The organism is Aquimarina callyspongiae, assembly GCF_034322225.1.
In the GTDB taxonomy this organism is placed as follows: Bacteria; Bacteroidota; Bacteroidia; order Flavobacteriales; family Flavobacteriaceae; genus Aquimarina.
In genome coordinates this window covers 24,642-51,163 of sequence record NZ_JAXLPA010000010.1, presented here as the reverse complement: position 1 = coordinate 51,163, position 26,522 = coordinate 24,642, and the positions used below count along the sequence as shown (strand labels likewise).

General features: G+C 32.5%; 29 protein-coding genes and 1 riboswitch. Of the genes, 19 read left to right on the top strand and 10 right to left on the bottom strand.

From position 1 onward, the window contains the following. Positions 1 to 7: 7 nt before the first annotated feature. Together U0D62_RS24995 and U0D62_RS24990 are read right to left on the bottom strand one after the other, a co-directional pair. Positions 8 to 601 (bottom strand): DUF6705 family protein, encoded by a 594-nt coding sequence (locus U0D62_RS24995; protein ID WP_322290097.1) that lies wholly within the window; start codon positions 599 to 601, stop codon positions 8 to 10. An 18-nt stretch (positions 602 to 619) separates the two neighbouring features. Beyond that, positions 620 to 2,119 carry a hypothetical protein gene (locus U0D62_RS24990; protein WP_322290096.1) on the bottom strand — a complete coding sequence of 500 codons (1,500 nt, stop codon included), beginning with the start codon at positions 2,117 to 2,119 and terminating at the stop codon, positions 620 to 622. Between the two features lie 399 nt (positions 2,120 to 2,518). Between U0D62_RS24990 and purB the strand changes: the two genes are divergently transcribed. After that, positions 2,519 to 3,862, top strand: a complete 1,344-nt coding sequence (purB, locus tag U0D62_RS24985) for an adenylosuccinate lyase (RefSeq protein WP_322290095.1) — start codon at positions 2,519 to 2,521, stop codon at positions 3,860 to 3,862. A 340-nt stretch (positions 3,863 to 4,202) separates the two neighbouring features. Here the strand turns inward: purB and U0D62_RS24980 are convergent, their stop codons facing one another. The 4 genes from U0D62_RS24980 to U0D62_RS24965 all read right to left on the bottom strand — a co-directional run bounded on the left by U0D62_RS24980 (position 4,203) and on the right by U0D62_RS24965 (position 6,449). Beyond that, positions 4,203 to 4,745 (bottom strand): DUF4252 domain-containing protein, encoded by a 543-nt coding sequence (locus tag U0D62_RS24980; RefSeq protein WP_322290094.1) that lies wholly within the window; start codon positions 4,743 to 4,745, stop codon positions 4,203 to 4,205. 141 nt (positions 4,746 to 4,886) lie between these two features. Further along, positions 4,887 to 5,423 carry a DUF4252 domain-containing protein gene (locus tag U0D62_RS24975; protein ID WP_322290093.1) on the bottom strand — a complete coding sequence of 179 codons (537 nt, stop codon included), beginning with the start codon at positions 5,421 to 5,423 and terminating at the stop codon, positions 4,887 to 4,889. A gap of 53 nt (positions 5,424 to 5,476) precedes the next feature. Next, positions 5,477 to 5,953 carry a hypothetical protein gene (locus U0D62_RS24970; RefSeq protein WP_322290092.1) on the bottom strand — a complete coding sequence of 159 codons (477 nt, stop codon included), beginning with the start codon at positions 5,951 to 5,953 and terminating at the stop codon, positions 5,477 to 5,479. Beyond that, complete coding sequence (locus tag U0D62_RS24965; protein ID WP_322290091.1) at positions 5,940 to 6,449, bottom strand: RNA polymerase sigma factor; 510 nt, start codon at positions 6,447 to 6,449, stop codon at positions 5,940 to 5,942. The genes U0D62_RS24970 and U0D62_RS24965 overlap by 14 nt, the downstream gene beginning before the upstream one ends. A 133-nt stretch (positions 6,450 to 6,582) precedes the next feature. On the opposite strand from U0D62_RS24965, the gene U0D62_RS24960 reads away from it, so the two are divergent. Further along, positions 6,583 to 8,064 carry a S41 family peptidase gene (locus U0D62_RS24960; RefSeq protein ID WP_322290090.1) on the top strand — a complete coding sequence of 494 codons (1,482 nt, stop codon included), beginning with the start codon at positions 6,583 to 6,585 and terminating at the stop codon, positions 8,062 to 8,064. A gap of 210 nt (positions 8,065 to 8,274) precedes the next feature. Here U0D62_RS24960 and U0D62_RS24955 read toward each other — a convergent pair whose 3' ends face one another. Both U0D62_RS24955 and U0D62_RS24950 read right to left on the bottom strand, forming a co-directional pair. After that, a complete protein-coding gene (locus tag U0D62_RS24955) occupies positions 8,275 to 9,351 on the bottom strand; it encodes a YncE family protein (protein WP_322290089.1) in 1,077 nt (358 codons plus the stop codon). Positions 9,352 to 9,354: 3 nt separating this feature from the next. Continuing rightward, positions 9,355 to 11,217: a TonB-dependent receptor plug domain-containing protein gene (locus tag U0D62_RS24950; RefSeq protein ID WP_322290088.1), complete on the bottom strand. Its 1,863-nt coding sequence runs from the start codon at positions 11,215 to 11,217 to the stop codon at positions 9,355 to 9,357. Between the two features lie 30 nt (positions 11,218 to 11,247). Beyond that, positions 11,248 to 11,621, bottom strand: a riboswitch (cobalamin riboswitch). 84 nt (positions 11,622 to 11,705) lie between these two features. Here U0D62_RS24950 and U0D62_RS24945 point away from each other — a divergent pair. From U0D62_RS24945 to U0D62_RS24870, 16 genes are all read left to right on the top strand, one after another. Next, positions 11,706 to 12,218 (top strand): bifunctional adenosylcobinamide kinase/adenosylcobinamide-phosphate guanylyltransferase, encoded by a 513-nt coding sequence (locus tag U0D62_RS24945; RefSeq protein WP_322290087.1) that lies wholly within the window; start codon positions 11,706 to 11,708, stop codon positions 12,216 to 12,218. Between the two features lie 9 nt (positions 12,219 to 12,227). After that, positions 12,228 to 13,265, top strand: a complete 1,038-nt coding sequence (gene cobT / locus U0D62_RS24940) for a nicotinate-nucleotide--dimethylbenzimidazole phosphoribosyltransferase (protein WP_322290086.1) — start codon at positions 12,228 to 12,230, stop codon at positions 13,263 to 13,265. 11 nt (positions 13,266 to 13,276) lie between these two features. Beyond that, positions 13,277 to 13,594, top strand: coding sequence for a hypothetical protein (locus U0D62_RS24935; protein ID WP_322290085.1), 318 nt, complete (start codon positions 13,277 to 13,279; stop codon positions 13,592 to 13,594). Between the two features lie 112 nt (positions 13,595 to 13,706). Next, entirely contained in the window at positions 13,707 to 14,471 is a 765-nt protein-coding gene (locus tag U0D62_RS24930; protein WP_322290084.1) for an adenosylcobinamide-GDP ribazoletransferase, read from the top strand. Beyond that, entirely contained in the window at positions 14,453 to 15,010 is a 558-nt protein-coding gene (cobC, locus tag U0D62_RS24925) for an alpha-ribazole phosphatase (protein WP_322290083.1), read from the top strand. The genes U0D62_RS24930 and cobC overlap by 19 nt, the downstream gene beginning before the upstream one ends. Positions 15,011 to 15,033: 23 nt before the next feature. After that, a complete protein-coding gene (locus U0D62_RS24920) occupies positions 15,034 to 16,170 on the top strand; it encodes an ABC transporter substrate-binding protein (protein WP_322290082.1) in 1,137 nt (378 codons plus the stop codon). Beyond that, a complete protein-coding gene (locus tag U0D62_RS24915; protein ID WP_322290081.1) occupies positions 16,171 to 17,202 on the top strand; it encodes a FecCD family ABC transporter permease in 1,032 nt (343 codons plus the stop codon). 10 nt (positions 17,203 to 17,212) lie between these two features. Continuing rightward, complete coding sequence (locus U0D62_RS24910; protein ID WP_322290080.1) at positions 17,213 to 18,007, top strand: ABC transporter ATP-binding protein; 795 nt, start codon at positions 17,213 to 17,215, stop codon at positions 18,005 to 18,007. Between the two features lie 45 nt (positions 18,008 to 18,052). Next, complete coding sequence (locus U0D62_RS24905; RefSeq protein ID WP_322290079.1) at positions 18,053 to 18,856, top strand: LytTR family DNA-binding domain-containing protein; 804 nt, start codon at positions 18,053 to 18,055, stop codon at positions 18,854 to 18,856. A gap of 79 nt (positions 18,857 to 18,935) precedes the next feature. Next, complete coding sequence (locus U0D62_RS24900) at positions 18,936 to 19,868, top strand: DUF5694 domain-containing protein (RefSeq protein ID WP_322290078.1); 933 nt, start codon at positions 18,936 to 18,938, stop codon at positions 19,866 to 19,868. 159 nt (positions 19,869 to 20,027) lie between these two features. Further along, positions 20,028 to 21,377 carry a DNA recombination protein RmuC gene (locus U0D62_RS24895; protein WP_322290077.1) on the top strand — a complete coding sequence of 450 codons (1,350 nt, stop codon included), beginning with the start codon at positions 20,028 to 20,030 and terminating at the stop codon, positions 21,375 to 21,377. Positions 21,378 to 21,396: 19 nt separating this feature from the next. Next, positions 21,397 to 21,732: a hypothetical protein gene (locus U0D62_RS24890; RefSeq protein WP_322290076.1), complete on the top strand. Its 336-nt coding sequence runs from the start codon at positions 21,397 to 21,399 to the stop codon at positions 21,730 to 21,732. Beyond that, positions 21,732 to 22,889, top strand: a complete 1,158-nt coding sequence (locus tag U0D62_RS24885; protein ID WP_322290075.1) for a serine hydrolase domain-containing protein — start codon at positions 21,732 to 21,734, stop codon at positions 22,887 to 22,889. The genes U0D62_RS24890 and U0D62_RS24885 overlap by 1 nt, the downstream gene beginning before the upstream one ends. A 51-nt stretch (positions 22,890 to 22,940) precedes the next feature. Further along, positions 22,941 to 23,309 carry a 6-phosphogluconate dehydrogenase gene (locus U0D62_RS24880; RefSeq protein WP_322290074.1) on the top strand — a complete coding sequence of 123 codons (369 nt, stop codon included), beginning with the start codon at positions 22,941 to 22,943 and terminating at the stop codon, positions 23,307 to 23,309. A gap of 109 nt (positions 23,310 to 23,418) precedes the next feature. Beyond that, a complete protein-coding gene (locus U0D62_RS24875; RefSeq protein WP_322290073.1) occupies positions 23,419 to 23,961 on the top strand; it encodes an acyl-CoA thioesterase in 543 nt (180 codons plus the stop codon). Between the two features lie 72 nt (positions 23,962 to 24,033). Further along, on the top strand, positions 24,034 to 24,417 hold the full coding sequence (locus tag U0D62_RS24870) for a hypothetical protein (RefSeq protein WP_322290072.1): 384 nt from the start codon (positions 24,034 to 24,036) through the stop codon (positions 24,415 to 24,417). Between the two features lie 7 nt (positions 24,418 to 24,424). Here U0D62_RS24870 and U0D62_RS24865 read toward each other — a convergent pair whose 3' ends face one another. Continuing rightward, positions 24,425 to 25,279: a DUF5777 family beta-barrel protein gene (locus U0D62_RS24865; protein ID WP_322290071.1), complete on the bottom strand. Its 855-nt coding sequence runs from the start codon at positions 25,277 to 25,279 to the stop codon at positions 24,425 to 24,427. 33 nt (positions 25,280 to 25,312) lie between these two features. Continuing rightward, complete coding sequence (locus U0D62_RS24860) at positions 25,313 to 25,696, bottom strand: OB-fold protein (protein WP_322290070.1); 384 nt, start codon at positions 25,694 to 25,696, stop codon at positions 25,313 to 25,315. Positions 25,697 to 26,143: 447 nt separating this feature from the next. Here U0D62_RS24860 and U0D62_RS24855 point away from each other — a divergent pair, with 447 nt between their 5' ends. Beyond that, positions 26,144 to 26,518 (top strand): hypothetical protein, encoded by a 375-nt coding sequence (locus tag U0D62_RS24855; protein ID WP_322290069.1) that lies wholly within the window; start codon positions 26,144 to 26,146, stop codon positions 26,516 to 26,518. Positions 26,519 to 26,522: the final 4 nt, after the last annotated feature.

Here is a 26,522-nt window from a genome sequence, read left to right as displayed (position 1 = left end):
GATGTATTTAATTTACCTTAACAAGAATCATTTTATAAGGTATTTTATAATCTGTGATATATTCTCCCGGATTATCGGGATCTTCAAAAAGTTCTATATCTGCAAACCAATCCAGCTGCTCTGTTTGTTCTCTAGGACTTATAATATGCTCTAGTATCAATCGATCACTATCTCCACTTCTAATACCAGGTTCTTTATATTTAAGATTAATAGAATTTAAATTAGATTCATCCATCCAATTTCCAAATATAAAATAACCAGGGTGGTTATTATCAACTTCAGGCATGGTATATGTATTATAAATTTCGACACCGTTTTTAACATATTTATACCGAGAGGTTAATTCATCCCTAAAATGCCCCGTTCCAGTTCTCTGGTTAGTTCTTTTAGTAAAGGTAATTTCAAATAACTCGTTTTCTGATTGATATCGCCAAGTACCTAAAAATTTATTAAGCACTCCATTTACATCTTTAAAATAATAATTACTGGAGAATAATTTATTTTTGTTTTCTTCGCTATATAATTTCTCAGAAGGCAATATTGTTTGTGTATAGCCTTGCATACTTATGGTTAAGAATAAGATTATAAATATTTTTTTCATTTTTATTTAGTTTTTTAGTTACAAAGGTTGCCAAGCTACAATCTCTCCATCAATTTCTATGGCCATATAGAGTTGTATACCAAAACCCCTGCCATTATCGTAATTATTTAAATAATTAATCTGGTTGGCAAGAAAACACCCGGTGTTTTGTATAAATTTACAGCCGTTGACAAGAATAGGAGGATATTGATCATTAAATTTCTCTCTTTTTTCCTCTGTATCAAAAGTCTCTCTTAGTTCCCGTACCCTTGCCGGATCACTGATCTTTAAGGCATAGATTCCTGAGGTTTCGGTACCAGTAGGGTTTCCTTCATTATTTATAAATACCGCTTTATCTGCTACCAGGATAGAACTGATCTCCTGACTACTAATATGTTCTCCTCGTGGAGGGTTGATCGCTTCTCGAGTATTAAAAAAACTAATAAACTCTGTAATATCATGACTAGAAAATAAAGGTACTGTAGGTTTTCTTTTCCGTCCTTGATTATGATTCTCTTTATCTCTTTTATTTTTAAATTTATTGTGGAGATGTATTTTTACCAGGGTATTAGGATCTATTGCTGGAAATTGAACATAACCTTTTGTGATTCTTTCAGGGTCTATTTCTTCTGTTACGCTTAATACTCCATTACTGTTTCTTGCCATATTAAACATTCTACCATCTTCTCTAAATAAAGTGTTTACTTGTCCCTTTAAATATTGAATCATCGCTTTTACTTCTGGTAAATTTGTTTGCTCCATCAACTCATCATTGCCTTTATCGACTCCTGGTTCCAGAAAAGGGGTAATCCCTATAGGGCCATTACTGCTATTGTTATTGCCTTGGTTGCCGCCACCGCCACTACCAGAAGATCCCTGGCCATCAACATCTGGTTCTACACATTGGGTTACCCAGGCACCAGAACATATTTGTATAGGTTGCTCATCTGGATCTCCGCTACAAGACTGACCTGGACTGTGATTACCTCCAGCAGTACAGTTAAAATCTATACAATCAACTCCCGATTGCCAAACTTGTACCTCGGTAAGGGTGCCACAGGAGCCCGATTTTTGCACCAATGCATCGCCATCAATGGGATATCCTATTAAATTTGCAATATCATAACTACCGTCTTCAAGAATAGGATAACTCACATACATCTGATGAAAACTACCATCGTTATATAGGGTAAGTACATAATTATGGTCTATAGACAAATCTACAGGAAAACGTGTGGCCCTAAAAGTATAATTTACATACTCCTCTGCTTCCAGGATTTGTACGGTCTTGGTATCAATAAAATAAAAACTTTCTGTAGTACCGGATTTACGCAAGTCTGTATTTTGCGATTTGATTTTGGTAACCTGTGTTTCCAGACGTTTGCTTTTATTAAGTTTTTTATAATCGTGATACGAATACGCTTTTAAGACGTTTTCTACCGGTTGATGATCATCATCTTGTGTACAACTGGTGATCATCATCCCGATGGTGAGTACGTATAGTAAGAAACGTACCATTTTTTTAAATCTGTTATTCATACTTTTTCCCTGTTTCTAAGCGTTTACTTTTTTTGTTTCCCTAACGTAAAACTATAGTATTATCTATTATATTGGATATAATTTTATAGTAATTTATAGAATCCTATAGTATTGGTTAAAATAGTATAAGGTCATTATTAAAATTATATTAAAGATTTACACTTTCTATTTCTTTAATACGTGGATTCTATAGTTAAGTGTCAAATCCAAAGAAAATGTTACCTCTTATATCTCAATTTATTCTTATGGATATAAAATTTCCTAATTATATCACGTATAGAAATAGAGTAAAAATTATATCTACACCTACACACTCACAATCAGGTTAAAAAACTAGCTTCTTACTTCGTTATTAGTTATTAATTAAATTATCTTTGCACCTTTCAAAAAAACAAAATTATGTCATTGACGTCTTTGCAAGCCATCTCTCCTATCGATGGTCGTTATGCTTCAAAAACTAATGCGCTTAGCGCTTTTTTTAGTGAAGAAGCTTTAATCAAGTATCGTGTACTGGTAGAAATCGAATATTTTATCGCTTTATGTGAGGTTCCGTTACCGCAATTGCAAGGAATAGATACTTCGATATTTCCTAAATTAAGAGAGATATACACATCCTTCTCTACTGATGATGCTACGGCCATTAAGGATATCGAAAAAGTAACTAATCATGACGTAAAGGCTGTAGAGTATTTTATCAAAGAAAAATTTGATCTTTTGGGTCTTCAGGAATACAAAGAGTTTATCCACTTTGGGTTAACCTCTCAGGATATTAATAATACGGCAATACCTTTAAGTATTAAAGAAGCGATCACCAATGTATATATTCCTGAGTACACATCAGTTATTGAAAAGCTAAAATCATTAGTAGATGAATGGGCAGAGGTGTCTATGCTTGCCCGTACGCATGGGCAACCTGCATCTCCTACTCGTTTGGGTAAAGAATTCCAGGTATATGTTACCAGATTAGAAGCGCAGTTTGATTTATTAAAAGATATCCCAAGTGCTGCAAAATTTGGTGGTGCTACTGGTAATTATAACGCTCATAAGGTTGCATACCCAGCTATTGACTGGAAAGCTTTTGGAACCGAGTTTGTACAATCAACACTAGGATTACACCATTCGTTTCCAACCACTCAAATTGAGCACTACGATCATATGGCTGCTTTATTTGATGGTTTAAAACGTATCAATACTATTTTATTAGACCTGGATCGTGATGTATGGACCTATGTGTCTATGGATTATTTTAAACAAAAGATAAAAAAAGGTGAAGTAGGATCTTCTGCAATGCCACATAAAGTAAATCCTATTGATTTTGAAAATAGCGAGGGTAATCTAGGCATCGCTAATGCTATCTTTGAGCATCTGGCATCAAAACTACCGGTAAGTCGATTACAACGTGATCTTACTGACAGTACAGTACTAAGAAATGTGGGTGTACCTTTTGGTCATACTATTATTGCTTTTCAGGCTACTTTAAAAGGATTGAATAAATTATTACTAAACGAAGAAAAGTTTGCTGAAGATCTTGAAAAGAACTGGGCAGTGGTAGCTGAAGCTATTCAAACCATTTTAAGAAGAGAAGGATATCCTAATCCATACGAAGCTTTAAAAGGACTTACAAGAACCAATACCGCAATCAATCAAAACACTATTGCTGATTTTATTGAAACATTAGAGGTATCTGAAACGATTAAAACAGAGCTTAAACAGATTACTCCTTCTAATTATACAGGGATTTAATCCAGCTCATCATTTTATCATAAATGGTGTTTTAAATTGTATCTTTAGATGATGTTTTCTAATAGATTTATGATCATATTATCAGGTGCTGTTTGCGTTGGATTTATCCTATTTGGAATACTAGGTATATTAAAATATCTACTCGTTCAGATTTTATTAGGAAGCTTGTTTATACTTTGCATTTTTAATCTCTTTTACATCAACCTAAGAAGAAATAAAAACATACATACTACAAAAAATAAAAGCTCTGATTAAATTTTAATCAGAGCTTTCTCTCTTTTATTACTTTAATTCCATATTGTGGAATTAAATTCTTTAGGTTTTACTCAAAGTAATTAACTTAATCTTCATCAAATGCATCTGCCATTTTCTTAAAAGCATCTAAATTAAGATCTCCTTTGTCAATAGCTTTTGCTAATTGTGCCATATTCTCAGGTTTCATATTATCTCCTAACAATCTAGCCAAAAGCAATCCTTTTTCCTGATCAGTTGCAAATACGATCACCTCATCAATCTCATTATCATTACCCTGGTATTTTAATACTGCTTTGGTACCATCAGATCCAAAACGCATTAAAGTTTCATATTTCTCTGAGCTAAGGATTTTATCGATTGCCGTACTCTCTTCATTAAACTTAGCAGAGGAGCTATTTTTAAGCGGTAATGCTAAAAAATTAACTTTTTTAATACTCTTAAGTGCTTCTTTTTCACCATCCGTAAGATCCATTTTATCTTTATCTAAAAGGCTTGAAGCCACATCTACTGCAATAAATTCAGCATCATCCTGGTGATCTACAAAATATTTTTGCAAAGAAGGTTCGCTATTACAGCTCATCAATATCGCAACACAAGCGATAGCGATTATTTTATACACGTTTTTCATTTTTATTATTTTTTTGATTGATTTGATTGATTTGATTGATGATTCTTGTCTATTAATTGACAAGTTTGTTTATATGGTTAAGTAAATCAAGCTTCTAAGAATCTGCGATTCAAAGAAGCTTAATTTTTGATTTATAAAACCTTAGTTTTTCTTCTTCACGTTTTTCAACTCTTCTCCTCCAGGAACATTAAGGTGATCTGCAATTTTAGAAACTTGTTTTAAATCAATATCTCCTGTAATTGTAAGTACTACTGTATTAGGACCATCTCCTTTTTCTTTTACTCCATCAAGGAACATAAATAACTCGCTTACATGGTCTTCATCTTTACCTGGCTTAGAGTAAAACTTTACATTTTTACCTTCGCTATTTACACGCATTAACTCATCTAAGGTAGAACTCTTAAGGTATTGATCCACATCTGCTCTCATTTTTTTACCTATTTCTGAGTTTTCTGTAGCAAACACTTTTATATTTTTAATGTTTTCTACCAGGTTCATATATTCCTGCACTTCGGCATCATTACTTTCTAGTTCAATTTTACTTAGTAATTTAAACATTTTGCTTGTTACCACAACAGACGATACGTCTTTCATGTTTTCATATTTGTCAAAATTACTTTGTGCATTAGATATATATGGTAATACTGCCAGTGCTAAAACAATTGCTAACTTTTTCATAATTTAAATAATTTTAGGTCACACCGTAAAAAGTGGTGTTATTTGTTTTGTTTTTACTTTATCAATTTATTTTTAGTGTCTTCGAACTCATTGAGGTATACTAAATCTTTTTTAGCTTTATCAAATTCGTTCAGGTACATCAAGTCCTCTTTGCCCTTATTCATATATTGCGCAACCAAATTGAGGGCTTCTTTGGTTTTTTGCAAGGCTACTTCTGGATCTTCATAAGTTCCAAGACCTTCTTCTTTATCAGTAGGAGTATTAAATAAAAACAACCCTGCAATCAATACGATAGATGCAGCAACTCCAACCCATTTGAACCAAGGGGTTCCTCCTGTGGGTATATTAAGGTCTGTAGTAGCAGTTACAGTGCTCTCTTGAGAAAAATACTGAAACAGATCTTTGTATCTCTCCAGGTGCGACGGCACAGTTTCTCTGGTAAAATAAACCTTTAATTCTTTTTCTTCAGAAATGGTCGTTTCGCCTTCGAAATACTTCTCTAGTAATTTTTCAATATTAGACAACTCCATAATTGTGTTTTTTTAATAATTCTTCTCTAATTTTTTTTCTTCCTCTTGATAATGCAACTCTTACAGCTGTTTCATTAATTTTTAACATATCTGCTATTTCTGCATTATTATATTGTTCTATATCCCTTAATTGGATAATCATTCTTTGTTGATCTGGTAAGCTATCCATAATCTTACCTACCCAATCCAAGCTATCTCTTGCTTCTACCTGTCGTTGTAATGAAGGACGTTCATCCTTATAATTACTATGTACGATTTTAAGGTTTCCGCTTTCTTTAGCTTTTAATTTATCATAACAATAATTTTTTGTCATTGTCATTGCAAAAGCTTCTACATTTTTATATTCGGCCATTTTAGCTTTATTCCTCCATAGCTTCAATAATACTTCTTGCGTAGCATCTTCTGCTTCTTCATTACTAACCAACAAACGCTTAGCTAATCTAAAAAGCTTGTCTTTAAATCCATTGGTTAGCGTTATAAATGCTCTTTCTTTCATTTTTGGTTAGTTGTTATATAAAACTTGGTTAGCTTTATATTAGGGAGACGACTATACCTTTAATTTGTTACAATATTTTTTAAAATTATAATAAAGTCGTTACATTTAGAGTTCCATACATAAATAAATTACTATGAAATTACTGAAGTATACTGCCCTATTACTCTGTTCGGTGAGTCTTTTTACAAGTTGTTTTAATGATAATGACGATGAACCTCGTGTATCGAGCGTATTAGAAATCAACAACTTTATCTATAGAGGTATGAATTCCTTTTATGTATATAAGGCTGATGTTCCGGATTTAGCTAATGATCGTTTTTCTTCTGATCAGGAGTTTACCGATTTCTTAAATGGGTTTTCTTCTCCCGAAGCTATTTTTGAAGGATTACGAACTCAGGAAACTGTTACAGTAGGTTCTGAACAGATAAAAGTAGATGAGTTTAGCTTTCTGGTTGATGATTATGTTGCCCTTGAGCAAGCCTTTGATGGGATCACCCGAAATAACGGAATGGAGTTTGGCTTGGTTCGATATCCTAATAACCCTTCTAATGTTTTTGGATATGTGCGCTATATCCTTCCTGGAACTGATGCCGAATCTAAATCTGTGCAAAGAGGTGATATCTTTAATACTATAGACGGAACCCAGATCACAGATCAGAATTTTAGTAGCCTTCTAGCTCCGGATACCTATACTATAGGTTTAGCAACTTTTGATGGAAATGATGTTACTGCAACCGGAGAATCTGTTGAACTCACCAAGGTTCAATATACTGAAAACCCTGTATTTATTGCCAGAACCTTAGATGTAGGCGGAAGTCCGGCTGGATATTTAATGTACAATTCTTTTACTGCTGATTTTGATGCACAATTAAATAATGCTTTTGCACAGTTTAAATCTGATGGTGTTACCAATTTGATATTAGACCTAAGATATAATGGTGGCGGCTCTGTAGCATCTGCTATCGATCTATCGAGTATGATTACAGGTCAATTTAATGGTGAAATTATAATTACAGAAGAATGGAATGCAGAATTTCAGCAAGCGTTACAAAACGATAATCCAGAACGACTAATTAATAGATTTGACAATCAAATTAGAACTGGTGCTGCTATCAACAGTCTCAATCTTACCAAAGTATATATTTTAACAACTCGTAGCACTGCTTCTGCAAGTGAATTGGTAATTAATGGTCTTGATCCTTATATAACAGTGGTTCAGGTTGGAGCCGCTTCCAGAGGGAAGTTCCAGGCTTCCGTAACTTTATATGACTCCAGCAACTTTGCACGCCAAGGTGCTAACCCTGGTCATACTTATGCTATACAACCATTAGTATTCAGATCATTAAACTCAGTTGGTTTTACTGATTTTTTTGGAGGTTTTATTCCTGAAATCGAAGTTTCTGAAGATTTTACAAACTTAGGAACGCTGGGAGATCCTAATGAACCTTTATTAAAAGCTGCTATAGATGATATATTAGGTAACAGAACTTCTGGAAAATATAATACTCTAGAATTAGAAAGTGTAGGTAATAGTAATATGTTTGACTTTACTGACGGAAGAATGTATCATGAAAAAGAGTTTCCTGCTATCCTTACTGAAGAAATAAATTTTTAAGCGAATAAACTAAAAATAAAAAAAAGGCCTGAATCTTTCGATATCAGGCCTTTTTTGCGTTTAACTATTTATTACAATTCAGTATTTAAATTTTTCTACCCTATAAACTGTACTTTTTACAGGATGTTTCAAAATGATAAGAAAATAATTGTTAAAATTATGTTTACATTATCTGCAGAGAAAATCTAATCCAGAACTGCTATAATTTTTCTAATTAAAATAGATTTTTGCCGGAACAATTCCTACTGTCAACGAATTGGTTTCCTCATTAGTAGATAAATCAAAAACTTTCATTGTTCCACTACTTGCAAAATCACCAGCATCAACAGCATATAATTTATTATCCTTTACAGAGATTCCGTAAAAATTACCAGAAATTATAGATTCTGTAGGTAATGCAGTACTGGTTTCGCTCACTGCATAGATTTGTTCATTTAACGAATAATAAATGGTACCATTACTATATGTCATTCTATTAGGCTGGTCAGTACCCGTAAAAGGTATTGTCGTATCAATTGTTTTGGTAGTAGTATTTATTTTTACCAAAGCTCCTGGTGTTTGACTTACAATATTAAAGTCGTTATCATACTCAGTATGTCCTTCACTCAATACCCATACATTACCAGAACTATCTAGGATCAATTCATCTGGCTTATCACCTACTTCAATTTCTTGAGTTTGATTATCTGCTCCATTTATAATAGTAACCACATTATTTCTTCCAAAACCTCCTTTATGAGATACATAAAGACTTCCATCTTTTTCTAAAATTTGTTCTGGACCTTCAGACACTGATATCGTAGTACCTTCAACCGTATAATCTGTCAAATTTACTATTGCTACAAAATCATCTGTAGCAGAAGCTGTATCGCCCCAATTTGTTACATATCCTTTATTGTTTAAAAAAGTGATATACCTAGGAGTGGATAAACCTGTAGTAATAGTCGTTACTTTTTCAAAAGTATACCTGTTAACCACAGCAATAGTATTTGCATTGTCTACAACGATAAACGCAAGATCCTCATAAAATCCAATAGATTGTTGAAAAACACCTAGATCTTCTCCGTTCACTACATTATAGATATCATTTTGTACTTGACTTAAGTCATTTGGAACAAATGAAACGGTTCCTGTAACACCTCCAAAGGTTCCTTCATGAGATATTAAAATACCGTTTTCAAAATCTCCTAATGACGGTGCCAACACATTGTCATCATCATCATTACAACTAGTCATAAATAATAGTCCTATGATGCAGGTTGATAAAAATAAACTTCTCAGTTTCATTGCTTAAAATTTAAATATTAATTGAATTTGATAATTTCTGTTAGGCATCGGTCTGAAGCCAACATTTTGATAGTTCCTGTTATATAGATTATTTGTTCTAATATCTATAGTAAACTCTTTATTTCTGGTTTTGTAGTATGTATATGCCACACCCAGATTAGAAACATCATAACCTTCTATTTCTCTGGTATTATCTGTAGTTATAAAAACAGGACCGTTATATAAGAATTGATAATACGCCGAAAGACGTTTATAACTATAAGAAATTGAAGATGTTACTTTATGAAAAGGAACATAAATCAGTTGCTTTTCTCTTTCCTTATCTTCGGATACTGTATATGCATAATTATTTTGCAATAACAACTTATGGTCTTTCCAGTCTTTCTGATATCCTAGCCCTACCTCAACACCATAACTCTCTACTTCATCAATATTAACTGGAGACCAAACCGTTCCTGAGACAGGAATCCATCTAATTAAATCTTTGGCATTGATATAATATCCAGTTGCCGAAATTGATATATTCTTATACTTCAATTCTTGACCAATCTCAGCCTGTAATGAAGTTTCTGGTTGTAAATCTGGATTTCCTAAACCTCCTGGACCAACCCAATACAAATCATTATATGTAGGAATCCTATAGTTACGAGAACCATTAAATTTAATAGTATAGTTTTGATACGGTGTAAATTTTGCATCTAATGCAAATAATAAAGGACTATCATAATCACTAGTGATTTCTTGCCTAATATTAACACCATAATTAAACTTCTTATTTATAGTATGCTTGTATAACAATACTCCAGAAAAAATATTTCTATCCTGCGCACCACCAAAATTAGTTCCGTCTCCTTGAATAAAAGAGTAATCTGCAATAGCATTTATTTGTATATTCTTATTAATATGATATAAAAAATCATATTTAGTTATTAGATTATTTGATTTCCCAAAATCATATTCATCACTATCCTTATTATCAAAGAAACGATACATTTCGTGTAAATGGGCTACACTTAATTTTGAAGTATAATTTTGATTAAAATGCTTCCAGGTGATCAAACTTCTGGAGTTAGTATCTCGATAACTATCATTAGATGGAGAAATAGAAGTACCTGAGAGGATTCCTGAAAAATTGCGTCTGCTCAAAAATGTATTATGATAAACCTTTAACACATTATTTTCAGAAAGAAACACACCAAATCCCGCATTAATGTTTACATTTTTAAACTCTCCATTTTGATTCCTGAAGTCAGTGCCTAAATATTTATAATCATTATCAGAGTTAATAAAATCTACTCCCAGATCCGAGTATATTTTTTTATTACCATATCGTATTTTATAATTTCCTTTGGTGGTATTAAAACTCCCGTATGAAATTCTAAGATCGTTTGTAAAGTGATCAGAAAAATTAAATTCATTATTGAGATGTACACTTCCTCCTATCGCTCCACTTCCATATTGCACACCACCACCACCACTTCTGATCGTTATATTATCATAATTATTAATATTTACTGTATTAAAATCAGTTTGCCCATTTAATTGTGAGTTGATATTGATACCGTTCCAGATAACTGCAGTTTGAGAAGAACTTGTACCTCTAAAAGATGCAGAAGAAATCCCGGCAATACCATTCTCTCTAAAGTAAATTGTAGAATTATAACGCAATAACGAGGTCAGAGAAACATCATTACGTTTAATGACAGAATCAGTTAACTCCTGTACTTTATAGCCTTCAGAGAACTTCTTAATCTTAATATCACTTATAACAACTTCTTCTAAGCGAGTGATAGAGTCGTTCTGTGCAAAGCCCGATAATACCCCAAATACAGTAATAAAAAATATGTAATATGCTTCTTTCTCCATAATCTATTAATCTTTTACCCGAAGATTACGATCTTACAATAAATTATGGCAGGTCTCCTGGCTTGCGTCTTGTTATTTACCTTCCCGTTTGAACTAAACTCGTTTCAGTATCTTAAGATTTGCTCAAAAGATGTCGAAACAAATCGACACAAACAGTGGTTTTTGAAGAATTAATAACAAGCACCTTAAACATTGATAATCAAAATCATCTCTGTTTTATGGCAAAGCTTACAGTTGCGGGAACAGCTCAGGAATTTCTGAAATCTGAAAATTTGAAATTAGATTTTTTGAATACATCAATTCTAATTTAATTTTTCAAGTTTTGTATTTCTAAGATCACCTGATTCCCTTTTAATCTTCTACTTTATACATAAAGTATTAGAACCAAAATTTTGAGCGAAAGTATTATATTTTACTGAATTTCGGATTACTTTAACAAATAAATAATTTATAGAACTAACTTTGCGTTCTTTAAAACCTCGATATCTATGATATACTACATTACAGGTGGTGAACGATCAGGAAAGAGTAATTATGCGCAAAATCTAGCTTTACAACTTTCTGATTCGCCTTATTATCTTGCAACATCAAGGGTTTGGGATGATGATCATCAAAAACGTATTGATCAGCATATTGCAGATCGGGATCAACGATGGGTATCTATTGAAGAAGAAAAAGAACTCTCCAAAGTTGTTAAAAATAACAGTGTTGTTGTTGTCGATTGCGTTACTTTATGGCTAACCAATTTTTTTGTAGACACCAAAAATGATATTGAAGCATCTCTATCACAAGCCAAAATCGAGTTTGATAAACTCTTACAAATTGATGCTACCATTATCATAATTTCTAACGAAATTGGTATGGGAGGACATGCTACCACTGAGGTAGGAAGAAAATTCACTGAGCTTCAAGGCTGGATGAATCAGCACATTGCCAAACATGCACACAAGGCCATTCTTATGGTTTCAGGAATTCCTGTAGAAATTAAAAACTCAAATTAATAATATCATATGAATTTTGACATTACCTCAATTTCAAACCCAGAACTAGGTAAAAATCTTAAACATATTATAGATCATAAAACAAAACCTATTGGAGCTTTAGGAGTTCTGGAAGAACTTGCTTTTCAAATTGGTATGATCCAAAATACAGATCATCCGGAGCTTAAAAACCCGACCATTATAACTTTTGCTGGTGATCATGGAATCGCAAAAAAAGGAGAAGTAAATCCTTATCCTCAAGAAGTTACTGCCCAAATGGTCTATAATTTCTTAAACAAAGGAGCGGCCATTAATGTGTTCTGTAAACAAAATAACATTGCATTAAAGATTGTAGATGCAGGAGTTAATCATGATTTTAAAGGAATATCAGGGTTAATTGATGCCAAAATTGATTTTGGAACAAAAAATTATCAATCGGATCCTGCTATGTCAGTTGATCAATGTATCAAGGCAATTGCTACAGGTGGAGAAATTATACTTGAAACATATAATAATGGTTGTAACTGTGTTGGTTTTGGTGAAATGGGAATCAGCAACACTTCATCAGCATCCTTATTGATGGCTTATTTTACTCAAACAACAGTAAAGGATTGTGTAGGTTCAGGGACAGGACTTGCTAATGGTGCTATTGAAACCAAAGCAAATATTCTTTCTCAAGTATATCAAAAATATAAACCAAAATCTCCTATAGATGCATTAGCCACATATGGAGGTTTTGAAATTGCAATGATTACAGGAGCAATCCTTAAAGCTGCAGAATTAGGTATGACTATTATAATTGATGGATTTATTGTATCTGCAGGATTACTGGCGGCTCATGCAATAGATCCTCTTGTTTTAGATTATTGCATTTTTGCACACACCTCTGGCGAACAAGGACATGAAAAAATGCTTGATTTCTTAAATAAAAAACCTTTAATCTCTTTAGGAATGCGATTAGGAGAAGGTACGGGAGCTGCTGTAGCTTATCCAATTATAGCATCTGCTGTAACTTTTCTAAACAATATGGCTAGTTTTGAAAGTGCACAAATATCCTCCAAAGACTGATTATTAAACTCATGAAAAAAGGTATTCTTTCTATACTTATTGCGTTTATAGGTTTTTATATTTTATATCGTTTACACATAAAATGGTATACAATAGCTTCTGAGGCTTATGTAGCTAAAGAAATGAAAGCATCCTTAATCCAAGAATTATTGTCTTTTCAGAAACTAGGTAAAATTATATGTGTTAGCATATCTTTGTTGAGTTTATACCTTGGAACAATTTCGTTTTTAAAGAAAAACAAAATAGGATTGATAGGAATCATATTGTCCATAATATTAATCGTTTCAAGCTTTATCCCATTTTGGGAATATGCAATTGAAAATACTTAATTAGATAAGTAATGAAACCAATACGATTAAAAAAAACTTTAAATTCGCTAAGCCATGATTACTTAAATCGTCAAAGGTTCCATCTGTCGTTAAAAAGAATAAATTCAAACAGATGAAAAAAGAGATTCATATATTTTTAACTGCATTAATGTTTTTTACCCGCATTCCTGTTCCTAAGCGGGTAGATCACGATCCTGATTATTTAAGAATGAGTTCTAAATATTTTTCTCTTGTTGGAATTATTGTTGGTAGTATAGGAGCTACGGTATTTTATGGAGCTTCTTTTATTTTTTCTATTGAGATATCCTTATTACTATCCATTTTTGCGACAATATATGCTACAGGTGCTTTTCATGAAGATGGATTCGCAGATGTATGCGATGGTTTTGGCGGTGGTTGGACTAAAGAAAAAATCTTGGTTATTATGAAAGATTCTCGATTGGGAACCTATGGTACCATTGGGTTACTACTGATTCTTTCAATAAAATTTATGACTTTAAGAGAAGTACAACCGTATTACATTCCACTAGTTCTAATAGCCGGTCATAGCCTAAGTCGCTTTATAGCGACCACTTTAATATATACACATCCCTATGTTAGGGATACACAAGATAGCAAAGCCAAACCCGCTGCAAAAAGTATGAGTGCATCTATGTTACTAATCAGTGGTATTTTTGGTATTACCCCTTTATTGATATTTAAAAACCCCTGGATATTTATTACTATCATCCCTATGTACATCTCTAAAATGTTTCTAGCCGCTAAATTCAAAAAATGGATTGGAGGACAAACAGGAGACTGTGCAGGAGCTGTTCAACAATTAAGTGAAGTAATATTTTATCTTACAATCATCGTCATATGGAAATATATCTGGTAAGACATACTACCCCAAACATTGAAAAAGGAATCTGTTATGGACAAAGTGATTTAGGAGTTACAGTTTCCTTTGATACAGAAGTAACACATATACATTCTCAAATCCCTGTCGAAGAAATAACTCAAGTATACAGTAGTCCTTTGCAACGCTGTAAATTACTCGCCGAAACTTTTAAAAAACCTGTCATTTTTGACAATAGATTAAAAGAATTAAATTTTGGTGATTGGGAACTAAAAGCCTGGGATGAAATTTCTGAAGAAGAAATACGCCCTTGGATGAACGACTTTGTCAATGTTTCTGCTCCAGAAGGAGAATCATATATAACTCTTCAACAAAGGGTTTTGGATTTCTTTTCTGATTTGGATAGTTCTAGCTCAGACAAAATCATTATAGTATCTCACGCTGGACCTATGAGGTCGTTAATCGCTCAAATACAAAACATAACTCTCAAAAATTCGTTTAGTATTAAACTGGGATATGGTCAGATTATAAAAATCAATGCTATTGACGGGAATTTAACAATAACTGATTTATCATAATCGTCATTTACACAAAAAACTTTATGCGTAGTATTTCAATATTAACATTATTAATGATACTCTTTTCGTGTAAACAAGAGGTAAAAGTATCCACAAACACTTCTCAAGAGACTATTTCTACTCAAAATATAGAGTATGCTTCAGGCTTTACAATTCAAAATCACGAAGGTTATAAAGAAATAAATGTTTCTTCTCCCTGGCCAGATGCTAAAACAGGTTTTACGTACATTCTTTACCCTAAAGGAACATCAAAACCTATAGAGAATAGTGACGCTATCTTTATTGAAGTGCCTGTAGAAAAAGTGGTTGTAACCTCAACTACTGATATTCCTATATTAGAATATTTGAACGTAGAAAAAGCTTTAGCTGGTTTTCCTAACACAGATTTTATTTCTTCAGAAAAAACTAGAAAGTTAATCGACAATGGTTCAGTTAAAGAATTAGGTAGTGAGCATAAACTCAATACAGAAGTTGTTCTGGAGCTTGCACCAGATTTAATTGTTGGTTTTTCTGCAACCGGAGATACCAAAACGTATGATTTAATTCAAAAAACAGGTATACCTGTAGTAATGAATGGTTCCTGGACAGAACAACATCCATTAGGAAGAGCTGAGTGGGTAAAATTTATCGCAGCTTTTTTTGGTAAAGAAACCGAAGCTGATATTATTTTTCAAAATATTGAAAAAGATTATAACAATGCCTTAAAGCTTGCAAAAAAAGCCACCTCTTCACCTACTGTATTATCTGGCAATATGTATAAAGATGTTTGGTATGTTCCTGGAGGAGCTAGTTATGTAGCTAAATTTTTAAAAGATGCAAATACTATTTATTTATGGGCAAACACTGATAAGACAGGAAGTCTTAACTTAAATTTTGAAAGTGTTTTGGAGAAAGCACAAAACGCAGATTTATGGATTGGATCTGGCAATTCAACATCTCTTGCAACTCTTCAGGAAAAAAATAACAAGTACGAATTATTTAATGCATTTAAAAATAAAGCCGTATATTCTTCTACCTTAAAGATAGGTCCTAAAGGAGGATTAATCTATTATGAATTAGGGCCTATGCGACCAGATTTGATTCTTAAAGATATTATTCAAATCGCTCATCCTGAACTTTTAACTGACTATGAACCCTATTTTTTTGAAAAACTAAATTAATTGATCCCAAATAAATCATATAAGATAGTTTTCCTCTGTATTGCAATCGCTTTACTCGTTTGTTTTGTTGCCAATATTAGCTTGGGATCTGTAATTATCCCTTGGTTAGACACATTAAACAGTTTAATTGGTGGTGTAGTAGAAAAAGAATCCTGGAAACATATCATTATTGATTACCGTTTACCTAAAGCCATAACTGCGGTTATTGTAGGTAGCGGATTAGGCATATCTGGTCTATTAATGCAGACATTGTTTAGAAATCCTCTTGCTGGTCCTTTTGTTCTTGGTATAAGTTCTGGAGCTAGTCTGGGAGTATCTCTCTTGCTTCTTGGAAGTGGTTTGGCTAGTGCAACGGTATCTGCGCTTTTAATTTCTAAATGGGGACTTGTAATTGCTGCCAGTTTAGGGAGTGTTTTAATATTATTTATGGTAATGCTCGTTTCTATACGAGTTCGGGATACCATGGCTATCCTAATTATTGGATTAATGTTTGGGAGTATCACTTCGGCTATCGTAAGTGTTCTTTCTTACTTTGCTCCTGCAGAACAATTACAACAGTATGTATTTTGGGGATTCGGAAGTTTAGGTAACCTATCCTGGACAGATGTAATGATCTTTTCTGGAATATTTGTTCTAGGGTTTATACTAGCAATAGCCACTATAAAACCTTTAAACACATTATTATTAGGTCAAAATTACGCGCGTAGTCTTGGGCTAAACATAAAAAAAAGTCGTTTTTTGATTATTCTAGCCACTGGATTATTAGCCGGTAGTATCACTGCTTTTGCAGGTCCTATCGCTTTTATAGGTCTAGCAGTACCTCACTTGACTCGTCAATTATTTCATACATCTGATCATAAAATTCTGATTCCGGCAGTAGCACTATTAGGAAGTATAATAATGTTAATTTGTGATAGTATTGCACAGTTACCAGCTAGTGAATATACCTTACCTATCAATGCGATCACATCCTTGATTGGTGCTCCCGTAGTAATTTGGTTATTAGTTAGAAAAAGAAAAATGTTATTTTAATAAAAATTCTTTGAATCCTGAAAATTTAAATATCGTCCTTAAAACTGAAGATTTATCTATTGGTTATCGCAATAAGAAAGAGTTATATGTTGTAGCTGCTGATATTAATTTAAAACTCTATGAGGGTGAATTGGTAGGACTTGTTGGAGCTAACGGAATTGGAAAATCTACCTTGTTACGTACTTTATCTAAAGTGCAACCTCCTTTACATGGCAGTATATTTTTATCAGATAAAGAATTAAAAACATATCAAACAGCCGAACTTGCTTCACAACTTAGTGTAGTATTAACCGAAGAGATCGCTTCAAAAAACCTGACTGTACAAGAACTTGTTGCGCTAGGAAGACAACCCTATACCAATTGGATAGGAAAAATGACAGAAGATGATGTACAAAAGGTACAAGCCGCAATAGAAGTAACACATATCTCAGAATATGCAGAAAAACGATGTTTTGAACTCAGTGACGGACAGTTACAAAAAGTTTTAATCGCTCGCGCCATAGCTCAGGACACTCCTTTTATCATGCTAGATGAGCCTACCACACATTTAGACATCTATCATAAAGCATATATTTTAAAACTTCTAAAACGTCTTGCTTTTGAAACCAAAAAAACCATTCTTTTCTCAACTCACGAGATTGATTTTGCCATACAATTGTGTGATAAAATGATCGTAATGAATGAAGAAGGCTTTGAATTTGGTCGTCCTAAGGAATTAATACAATGTCGTGCTTTTTCTTCTTTATTTCCTGAAGATCTAATTTTATTTGATGAAAAAACCGGAAGGTATAAAGTAAGAAATTGATCTATTGAGATACTTTATATATTTTTAGATGAAAAAAACGGTTCAATGCCCAAAGAATATCCTTTTGACCCATCTTTTAAACACCATTTCCTTGTAGCTTTAGGGTTAGCTCTATGGATTTTTGTTTTCTTATATTTCACAGAACCACTCGATGTTAATGAGTTTGGCAATACCGAAAAACTAATTTATCTGCCATTTTATGGTATAGTAGGAGCCTTTGGTTATTTACTTATGTTGCCTTTACAACAACTCATATATAAACATAATAATAGGTCTTGGTATATTTCAAGCGAATTAATTTTCATATTGCTCGTTGTCTCTCTAAGTTTTGTATTAAGCAGAGTTGTCTATTTACACATAATTATGGCTAGAGAACCTAATCCATATACACTACCCTATTACATCACAAATATCTACCTGCCCGCAGTTTCTACAATCCTACCCATCATATTGATTGGACGTTGGTCTTTGGGAAAGTATAAAAGTAAAAAACTGGAAGATCAAAAAATTGAAATTAAAGGTGAAGGCAATTATGAAAACTTAAGACTGTTGTTTAATGATATTATCTGTATCCAATCTTCTGATAATTACATAGAGGTTTCTTTTCTTCAAAACAACTCTTTAAAAAAACAGCTAATTCGTAATAAATTATCTTCTATAGCTGGTGAGCTCCCCCAATTATTACAAGTTCATCGTTCTTACTTAATCAATCCGTATCATTTTGTACAATGGAAACCAGAAAAAGGGAAACTCAACCTTATCCTAGAACAAGCTATAGAAGTTCCGGTTTCTAAAACCTATCAAGAAACGGTAAAAGCTACTTTTAATTTCACCACAAAATCTATATAATTCGCCACAACGCTACTCTTTTAGAGCTTTAACACACCATCACTTTATAGTTTTACCCAAATAAATCAAAACTATAAATATGAAAGTATTAGTCGCATTAATTGTAAGTTTAGTTTTAAATATTTTTACCACATTTTCACAAGAAAAGCAAAAACCTACAGTATTTATTATGGGGACTATGCACGAGGTTCCAAAAATTGTTAAGAACAGCTATAAACCTTTATTAAAAATCGCTAAAAAGTATACACCAGATGCTATTTATGTAGAAAGACAACGACCAGAAGATTCACTAAGCCTGATAAATTATGAAAGTAAGTGGTTTCTCCCATATAGTGATAGTATTGCTCAAATATTCAAAAACATTCCTTCTCGCACTGAACAACTTAAAAAAACCAGTGTGCTACAAATGAGTAAAAGTGATTTTAATTATTTAAAACAATATTTTGCTGCACAAAAAGATAAAGCTAATTGGTCCTATTATACTTATTTGTATAGATATGGTATTATCGGTAGTAAAAAACCACTCCGTAATGAAAATGGTGATCTAACTGCTAAGCTTGCGATTGCTATGGATATAAATTACATCTACGCTATGGATCATCAACATGAGACTGCAGAGTATTCAAAAAAATGGAAAGAATGTGTTATTGCCAGTAAAAAAGACGGAGAAATCAAATATTTAATACAGAATAATAAGAAAGAATATCGTCGAGCTATCCTACCTGCTATCTTTGGAAACCTAGGAAGACATACCAATAAGCTTAAAACAATAAAAAGATATCTCATCTCTAATAGATTTACTTTCCGTAAAACTCCTTGTGCTCCTTGTATTGAAGGAGCAAACATCTGGGACCGACGTAATGATGGTATAGCTCAAAACATTGGAGTTCAAATACTAAAACATCATCATAAAAAAGCAATCGTTATTATAGGAGCAGGACATGTCATTGGTGTTAGGAAATCTTTAGAAAGTCAGTTTCCAGAAATCAATGTGATGATTATGAATCAATAGTTCTTACAAAGAATTTCAATAATTGGAGATTTAATAGTTATCAAACAGCGTCTTAAAAGAACCAAATATGTTAACGGGTTAATTTGCTTGAAAACTTCCTTATTGTTACCTCTTTCTTTTCATATTGAATCTTTATATTTGATTAAATAAAAAGGTTTCATGTCAGAATACACACCGATCATCATTGCTGTTGGGGCAATTATTATTTCTATTATTGCAGGTTATTTTATAGGCAAATATGTTGCTGCTCTTAAAAACAAAAGTGAGCACAGTATTGCTAATGAGCGATCTAATCAATTACAAGCTCAATATGAAGAACTAAAAAGAAGTACTGAAAAACAACTTACCGAACTTTCTCAGGAACGAGAAGAAATTAGGAGAGAAAAAGATTTTCTGAATACAGAACTAACCCGACGTAATGCTGAGTTTGAAAACCTTCAACTTAAAAACCAGGAGCAAAAAGACGAAGTAGAAAAACTACAAGAGAAATTCACCAAAGAATTTGAAAACCTTGCCAATAAAATATTAGATGAGAAATCTTCAAAATTTACAGAGCAGAATAAAGAAAATATCAAAAATATTCTAAATCCGCTTCAGGAAAAGATTAATGTTTTTGAAAAGAAAGTAGAACAAACACATAAAGAAAGTATTGATTATCACGCAGCACTACGTCAACAAATATTAGGGCTTAAAGATCTTAATGAGCAAATGAGTAAAGAAGCTACTAATCTTACCAAAGCGCTCAAAGGAGACAGCAAAATGCAAGGTAATTGGGGTGAATTGGTTCTAGAGCGGGTATTAGAAAAGTCAGGGCTTGAGAAAGATCGCGAGTATTTTGTACAACAAAGTTTTACAACAGATGATGGTCAGCGAGTATTACCTGATGTAGTAATTTATTTGCCTGATAATAAAAAGATGGTTATCGACTCCAAAGTATCCTTAACCGCATACGAACGCTTTGTTAATGAAGACGATGATGACCTAAAAGCAAATTATCTAAAAGAACACATCAATTCTCTAAAACGCCATGTAGATCAACTTTCTGAAAAAAATTACCAGGATCTTTATGATATTGAATCTCCTGACTTTGTCTTACTTTTTGTACCAATAGAACCAGCATTTGCTATAGCTATTAATGAAGATAACAAGTTATACAATCAAGCTTTTGAAAAAAATATTGTTATTGTTACTCCTTCAACCCTTCTGGCTACATTGAGAACTATCGATACCATGTGGAATAATGAAAAGCAGCAGCGCAATGCCATTGAAATAGCACGTCAGGCTGGAGCCTTGTATGATAAGTTCGAAGGATTGGTAAAAGACCTTACCGGTGTTGGCAAAAAGATCGATGATGCTAAGAAAGATTATTCCTCTGCCATGAATAAATTAGTCGAAGGAAGAGGTAATCTTATTACTAGTGTAGAAAAACTGAAGAAAATGGGGGCTAAAGCAAAAAAATCATTGCCTGAAGCAATCATAAAAAGAGCTACAGAAGATAACGAAGAATAATAACTTAAAAACAAATCCTATGGACTCAAATATTGCAGAAATTTTAATGCGAATCCTAACCTCTTTGTTTTATATCGTACCTACATTATTTTTTATAGGTATAGCTATTTACTATTTAATGAAAGTAGGAAGTAAAACAGAAGGGATGTTAATGTTAATTGGCAATATATTGATCCTTTTGGTATCGATATCATTTAATTTTATGTTTTTATATATCGAATCCTGGGGAATTCAAATGTACTCGATTATCAATACAATTGTAAATGGTATTGGCTTTATAGGCTCCACATTATTTGCAATCGGAGTTTTTATGATTGTCCGCAAAGTAATACGTAACAATTCAGTCGCATCATGATGTCAAAATATTCACACTTTTTTATCTCGTTCTGTATTTTAGGACTTATTTCTTTTTCTTTACACGCACAACAAACTTATTTTCCTGAACGTGGAAACTGGGAAGAAAAAAAACCTTCTGAGTTTAAAATTAACTCACAAAAATTAGAAGAAGCCGTTGAGTTTGCAAAAAATAATGAGTATTCAGGGTCCAAAGATTTACGTCAAGCCATCTTAAAAGGGTTTCAAAGAGAGCCTTATCATCAGATTCTTGGACCAACCAAAAAACGTGGTTCTGCGGCCGGATTAATACTTAAAGATGGGTATATCATCTCTAAATGGGGTGATATTGATAGAGTAGATATGACTTTTAGCGTTACCAAAAGTTATTTATCTACTATGGCAGGACTGGCAATTGATCAAAAGCTAATCAAATCTGTTGATGATTTTCCTTATCAATATGTTTGGGACCATACTTTTGATGGAAAACATAACAAAAAAATTACCTGGAGACATCTTTTAACGCAATCTTCAGATTGGTCAGGACAACTATGGGGAGGATATGATTGGGCCGATCGCCCTTCAAGAGAAGGAAGTATCGATGATTGGAAATCAAGAAAACTCAATGAACCCGGAACTGTTTTTGAATATAATGATGTAAGAGTAAATGTACTTGCATATTCGCTTCTTAATGTATGGAGGAAACCTTTGCCGAAAATCTTAAAAGAAAAAATCATGGATCCTATTGGAGCATCTACTACCTGGAGATGGTATGGATATGATAATTCTTGGGTAAACATTGATGGTCTTAAAATGCAATCAGTTAGTGGTGGTGGACATTCCGGAGGAGGGCTTTTTATTAATACTACTGATCATGCTAGGTTTGGGTTATTGTTTTTAAATAATGGTACTTGGAAAGAAAAACAACTCATCTCTAAAGATTGGATCAAAGAAGCTACTCAATCATCTACTGCTAATTCTAATTATGGTTTTATGTGGTGGTTAAACCAAAAAGGTAACAGACATTGGGAAGGGTTACCAGAGCATATTTTTTATGCTGCAGGTTTTGGCGGTAATTTCATAATAGTAGATCAAAAGAAAAACCTGGTTATCGTTACACGTTGGTTAGAACCTAATCAAATTGATGAATTCGTAACCAAAGTATATGAAGCTTTTTAAGCTTACAAAATGACAACCATATTTACTACAATTACTAAATATTAAATCATTATGAAAAAAATACTCGCAATCATAATTGTTGTAATTATTGCATTATTTGCAATGTGGTATGCTTTTATTTATTATGCTTCGTATAGTGAAGGAACCAGAAGTGGTGAATTGATAAAGTTTAGTAAAAAAGGGGTTGTTTTTAAGACTTGGGAAGGAGAAATAAGCCAAGGAATTTCTGGAGCCCAAATATTTAGTTTTTCTGTTGAAGGTAAAAATGAAGAGATCATCAAAAAATTAGAAAAATTTCAAGGAAGATATGTTAAACTTAAATATAAAGAACGATTTGCCAAAATCACATGGTTAGGGGATACCAAGTATTTTATAATTAATGTTGAGGAAGAAGAATCGCCTCACTTTAGACAAAAATAAAATCATTGATAAAAAATTATGAAATAAGCCATAATAATCAGGTTGATACCTACCGATATGATTACATGGCGATTCCATCTTACCATTAATAAACAATAAATATAAACAGATGAAACGATATAAAAAATCTTCTGAATCCAGAGTAATTATTTCAGAACTTATGCTTCCTTCTCACTCAAATTTTAGTGGTAAAATACACGGAGGTTATATCCTATCTCTAATGGATCAAATTGCTTTTGCTTGTGCTTCTAAGCACTCAGAAACATATTGTGTAACAGCAAGTGTAGATAAAGTTGATTTCAGAAAACCTATAGAAGTAGGAGAATTGGTTACCCTAAAAGCTTCTGTAAATCATGTAGGTTCTACCTCTATGGTTGTTGGAGTACGTGTCGAAGCCGAGAATATTCAAACAGGTAAAGTAAAACATTGTAATTCTAGTTATTTTACCATGGTTGCAAAAAACAATGAAGGAGAAAGTGTTAAAGTTCCAGGGCTTATTCTTGAAAACCAAACTAGTGTACGTAGATTTGTAAGAAGTGTTATTCGTAAAGAAGATGCTAAGGTAAGACGTGATCGTTTTAAAGCTTCAGAATTTGAAATAGAATCGCATCTGGACTTGTTAAAAGAATATAATGTAAAAGTAGAATTATAATTATTCAAAAAACTTTACGTTATAGCATAGTCCCCATAATTTAGTATCTTTCAATAAAAACCCCAACCTGCTATGCATAAAAAGATAGCCGTAATCATTACTTTACTTATAATCTCCTATACCCTGTTTAGTTGTGGAGGAAGCGATGATGCTCAAGAACCAGAAATTGTTATTGACCCTGATCCTATACCTGGCAAAACTTCTACCTATGAGGCAGATGTAAAATCTATTATGGAAGCACATTGTACAGAGTGTCATTCAAACCCTCCAACACAAGGAGCTCCCATGTCTTTAGAAACCTATCAAGAAGTAGTTAATTCTGTAAATAACAGAGATTTATTTGCACGTATGGCTACAACCAATTCTTTTAATGTTATGCCAGAATCAGGACGTCTTCCTCAGGCAACTATTGATATCGTTGAAGATTGGATAGCAGACGGATTAATTGAGCAATAAATCTCTACTAAAGATCAAAAACTCTGCTCAGATTAAATCCAAAGAAAAAATCACCATCTCCCCAGTCACCGGATGCCTGGCCTAAGAAACCATTTTCAAACATGGGTTGTGCATTGGTAAAATGTAACTGAAAAATATGCCCTCCAGTTTCTATGTCTACACCTATCGACAATGGGTTTTTAAATGTAGAGGTATCACTTCGATTAAGATGAACTCCATAATCGATGTTCAAACTAAAACGCTTGGTTAGTTTATACCTTCCTCCCATTCCAACAATAAATTGAGAATTATCCTGGTCATCAAATCTTACAAAATTTTCATGCAAATATGAAGGAGCAAGTTCTAATGAAAGGTTTTTATTAATTTTCCTGGAAATTAATACTTGTGTAGTATATGAAAGTCTATTACTAAATTCTAGTTTAGGCAATACATCTTCTTCTAAAGCTGTATTAATTGTTAACAGATTATATCCAACTATAGTAACTGGAAATCCATCTTTCTTTTGTCGTAATAATCTATATTTTGCGTGTACTCCATATGTTTTTTGAAAAGAACTTCTGGCTATACCTACATTAAAACCATCATTAATCCCATAAATAAATTTAAGCTGCGTAACTGCCTGATCCAATCCAAAGAAATCATCAATACCATTTTCTACACTACCAAAACGGTGAGAAACTACAAAAAACAAATTTCTTTTGCTTACTAATTTGGTTGTTTCAAAATTTACAATTTTTAGCCCTTTAAAAGTAGCTTCAACAGTATTATCTTCCTGTACTTCAGATTCTAACTCGCCAAGTAAGTCATCCTGAGCTAACAATAGATAAGGGGTCATTAATAAAAGTATAAAAACTTTTTTCATAGAAATTTATTTACAAATTAAATGTGATACAACTTATTTTACTATAGAAACCTGGTCTAACTTAATCACTTCCAAGAGTTCATCATATCCTATACACCTGCCCTTTACGGTTAGATTTGTTCCAACAGAAGCACCAGAGATCTCAGTTTTATCGTCAAATGTACAATAAGCCGCTTCATTAAGCAATATTGCGCTTTCTTCAACTTCAGTAATCTCTCCTGATACAACGATTGTTTTATTAAGATATTTCTTAGAGGACGCTTCCTGATCTTCAGAAAATTCTTTGGCTAAATCTGTAGCATTTACAGTAAAAGCAGCTTCTTCGCTCTTAATATCTCTGTGAGATTGATAAACGTATTTATAAACAGCAATAGCGGCTATTAATAAGACCAGTACAATCATTAATATTTTTTTCATAACAAATCGGTGTATATTAATTAGAAATAAAAACTCTTTTTTAAATTATGATATCTTCAAATTTACAATTTTACATTTATCTTTATTTTAAAATAATCTTCAATATTATTTCTTCTATTAAATATCAATAAAAATTATATTTCTCTGGCTTAGTTATCAATTAATAACTTCTTTATTTTATATAGTTTAATAACTATTCTAAAATATTTTATACTTAGATTCAAAAGCGATAAAAAAGTTACAAAAGTTTGTAACCTATCAAAGATTTTTTAATCTAATAAATGTTTTTAACAAAAATAGTTATACTAAACAACATTAATACTTTTTTGATTATTTAACAAAAACACTTAAAATTCTTTAATTTTAATTAAATTTCATTAATTAAAGTTATTAAATTTTGTAAATACTTATTTTTTAGCATAATTTTTGACTCTAAAAAAATATTGAATGCAATTGATGAGAAATTATTTGACAAAACTCCTATGTACTGGTATTATTTTAACCAATATAAGCTGCGAAAATGATAGTGAAAGTGATTTAATCGATGTAACCCCAGTTCAAATGGTTACCTATGAAACTAATGTCAAACCGATTATTGATGCAAACTGTATCGGTTGTCATAATGACCCACCAGTTAATTTTGCTCCTATGCCTTTACTCACTTTTGCTAATGTAAAAGATGCCGTTGATAATCGTGGTCTAATAGATAGAGTATCCTCTGAGGATGTTAACTTTTTAATGCCTTTGGGTGGACCTCGATTACCTCAAGCTACTATTGATATAATTATTCAATGGAGAGATGATGGTTTGCTAGAACAATAGATAA

Bases quoted from the DNA above. Each gene is read 5' to 3' on its own strand.
- U0D62_RS24990 (WP_322290096.1), bottom strand. From the start codon at position 2,119: ATGAATAACAGATTTAAAAAAATGGTACGTTTCTTACTATACGTACTC.
- U0D62_RS24885 (WP_322290075.1), top strand. From the start codon at position 21,732: ATGTCAAAATATTCACACTTTTTTATCTCGTTCTGTATTTTAGGACTT.
- U0D62_RS24930 (WP_322290084.1), top strand. From the start codon at position 13,707: ATGAAAAAAGAGATTCATATATTTTTAACTGCATTAATGTTTTTTACC.
- U0D62_RS24880 (WP_322290074.1), top strand. From the start codon at position 22,941: ATGAAAAAAATACTCGCAATCATAATTGTTGTAATTATTGCATTATTT.
- U0D62_RS24895 (WP_322290077.1), top strand. From the start codon at position 20,028: ATGTCAGAATACACACCGATCATCATTGCTGTTGGGGCAATTATTATT.
- U0D62_RS24945 (WP_322290087.1), top strand. From the start codon at position 11,706: ATGATATACTACATTACAGGTGGTGAACGATCAGGAAAGAGTAATTAT.
- U0D62_RS24955 (WP_322290089.1), bottom strand. From the start codon at position 9,351: ATGAAACTGAGAAGTTTATTTTTATCAACCTGCATCATAGGACTATTA.
- U0D62_RS24965 (WP_322290091.1), bottom strand. From the start codon at position 6,449: ATGAAAGAAAGAGCATTTATAACGCTAACCAATGGATTTAAAGACAAG.
- U0D62_RS24935 (WP_322290085.1), top strand. From the start codon at position 13,277: ATGAAAAAAGGTATTCTTTCTATACTTATTGCGTTTATAGGTTTTTAT.
- U0D62_RS24975 (WP_322290093.1), bottom strand. From the start codon at position 5,423: ATGAAAAAGTTAGCAATTGTTTTAGCACTGGCAGTATTACCATATATA.
- U0D62_RS24920 (WP_322290082.1), top strand. From the start codon at position 15,034: ATGCGTAGTATTTCAATATTAACATTATTAATGATACTCTTTTCGTGT.
- U0D62_RS24890 (WP_322290076.1), top strand. From the start codon at position 21,397: ATGGACTCAAATATTGCAGAAATTTTAATGCGAATCCTAACCTCTTTG.
- U0D62_RS24905 (WP_322290079.1), top strand. From the start codon at position 18,053: ATGCCCAAAGAATATCCTTTTGACCCATCTTTTAAACACCATTTCCTT.
- U0D62_RS24950 (WP_322290088.1), bottom strand. From the start codon at position 11,217: ATGGAGAAAGAAGCATATTACATATTTTTTATTACTGTATTTGGGGTA.
- U0D62_RS24995 (WP_322290097.1), bottom strand. From the start codon at position 601: ATGAAAAAAATATTTATAATCTTATTCTTAACCATAAGTATGCAAGGC.
- U0D62_RS24865 (WP_322290071.1), bottom strand. From the start codon at position 25,279: ATGAAAAAAGTTTTTATACTTTTATTAATGACCCCTTATCTATTGTTA.
- cobC (WP_322290083.1), top strand. From the start codon at position 14,453: ATGGAAATATATCTGGTAAGACATACTACCCCAAACATTGAAAAAGGA.
- U0D62_RS24855 (WP_322290069.1), top strand. From the start codon at position 26,144: ATGCAATTGATGAGAAATTATTTGACAAAACTCCTATGTACTGGTATT.
- U0D62_RS24960 (WP_322290090.1), top strand. From the start codon at position 6,583: ATGAAATTACTGAAGTATACTGCCCTATTACTCTGTTCGGTGAGTCTT.
- purB (WP_322290095.1), top strand. From the start codon at position 2,519: ATGTCATTGACGTCTTTGCAAGCCATCTCTCCTATCGATGGTCGTTAT.
- U0D62_RS24980 (WP_322290094.1), bottom strand. From the start codon at position 4,745: ATGAAAAACGTGTATAAAATAATCGCTATCGCTTGTGTTGCGATATTG.
- U0D62_RS24875 (WP_322290073.1), top strand. From the start codon at position 23,419: ATGAAACGATATAAAAAATCTTCTGAATCCAGAGTAATTATTTCAGAA.
- U0D62_RS24970 (WP_322290092.1), bottom strand. From the start codon at position 5,953: ATGGAGTTGTCTAATATTGAAAAATTACTAGAGAAGTATTTCGAAGGC.
- U0D62_RS24860 (WP_322290070.1), bottom strand. From the start codon at position 25,696: ATGAAAAAAATATTAATGATTGTACTGGTCTTATTAATAGCCGCTATT.
- U0D62_RS24870 (WP_322290072.1), top strand. From the start codon at position 24,034: ATGCATAAAAAGATAGCCGTAATCATTACTTTACTTATAATCTCCTAT.
- cobT (WP_322290086.1), top strand. From the start codon at position 12,228: ATGAATTTTGACATTACCTCAATTTCAAACCCAGAACTAGGTAAAAAT.
- U0D62_RS24900 (WP_322290078.1), top strand. From the start codon at position 18,936: ATGAAAGTATTAGTCGCATTAATTGTAAGTTTAGTTTTAAATATTTTT.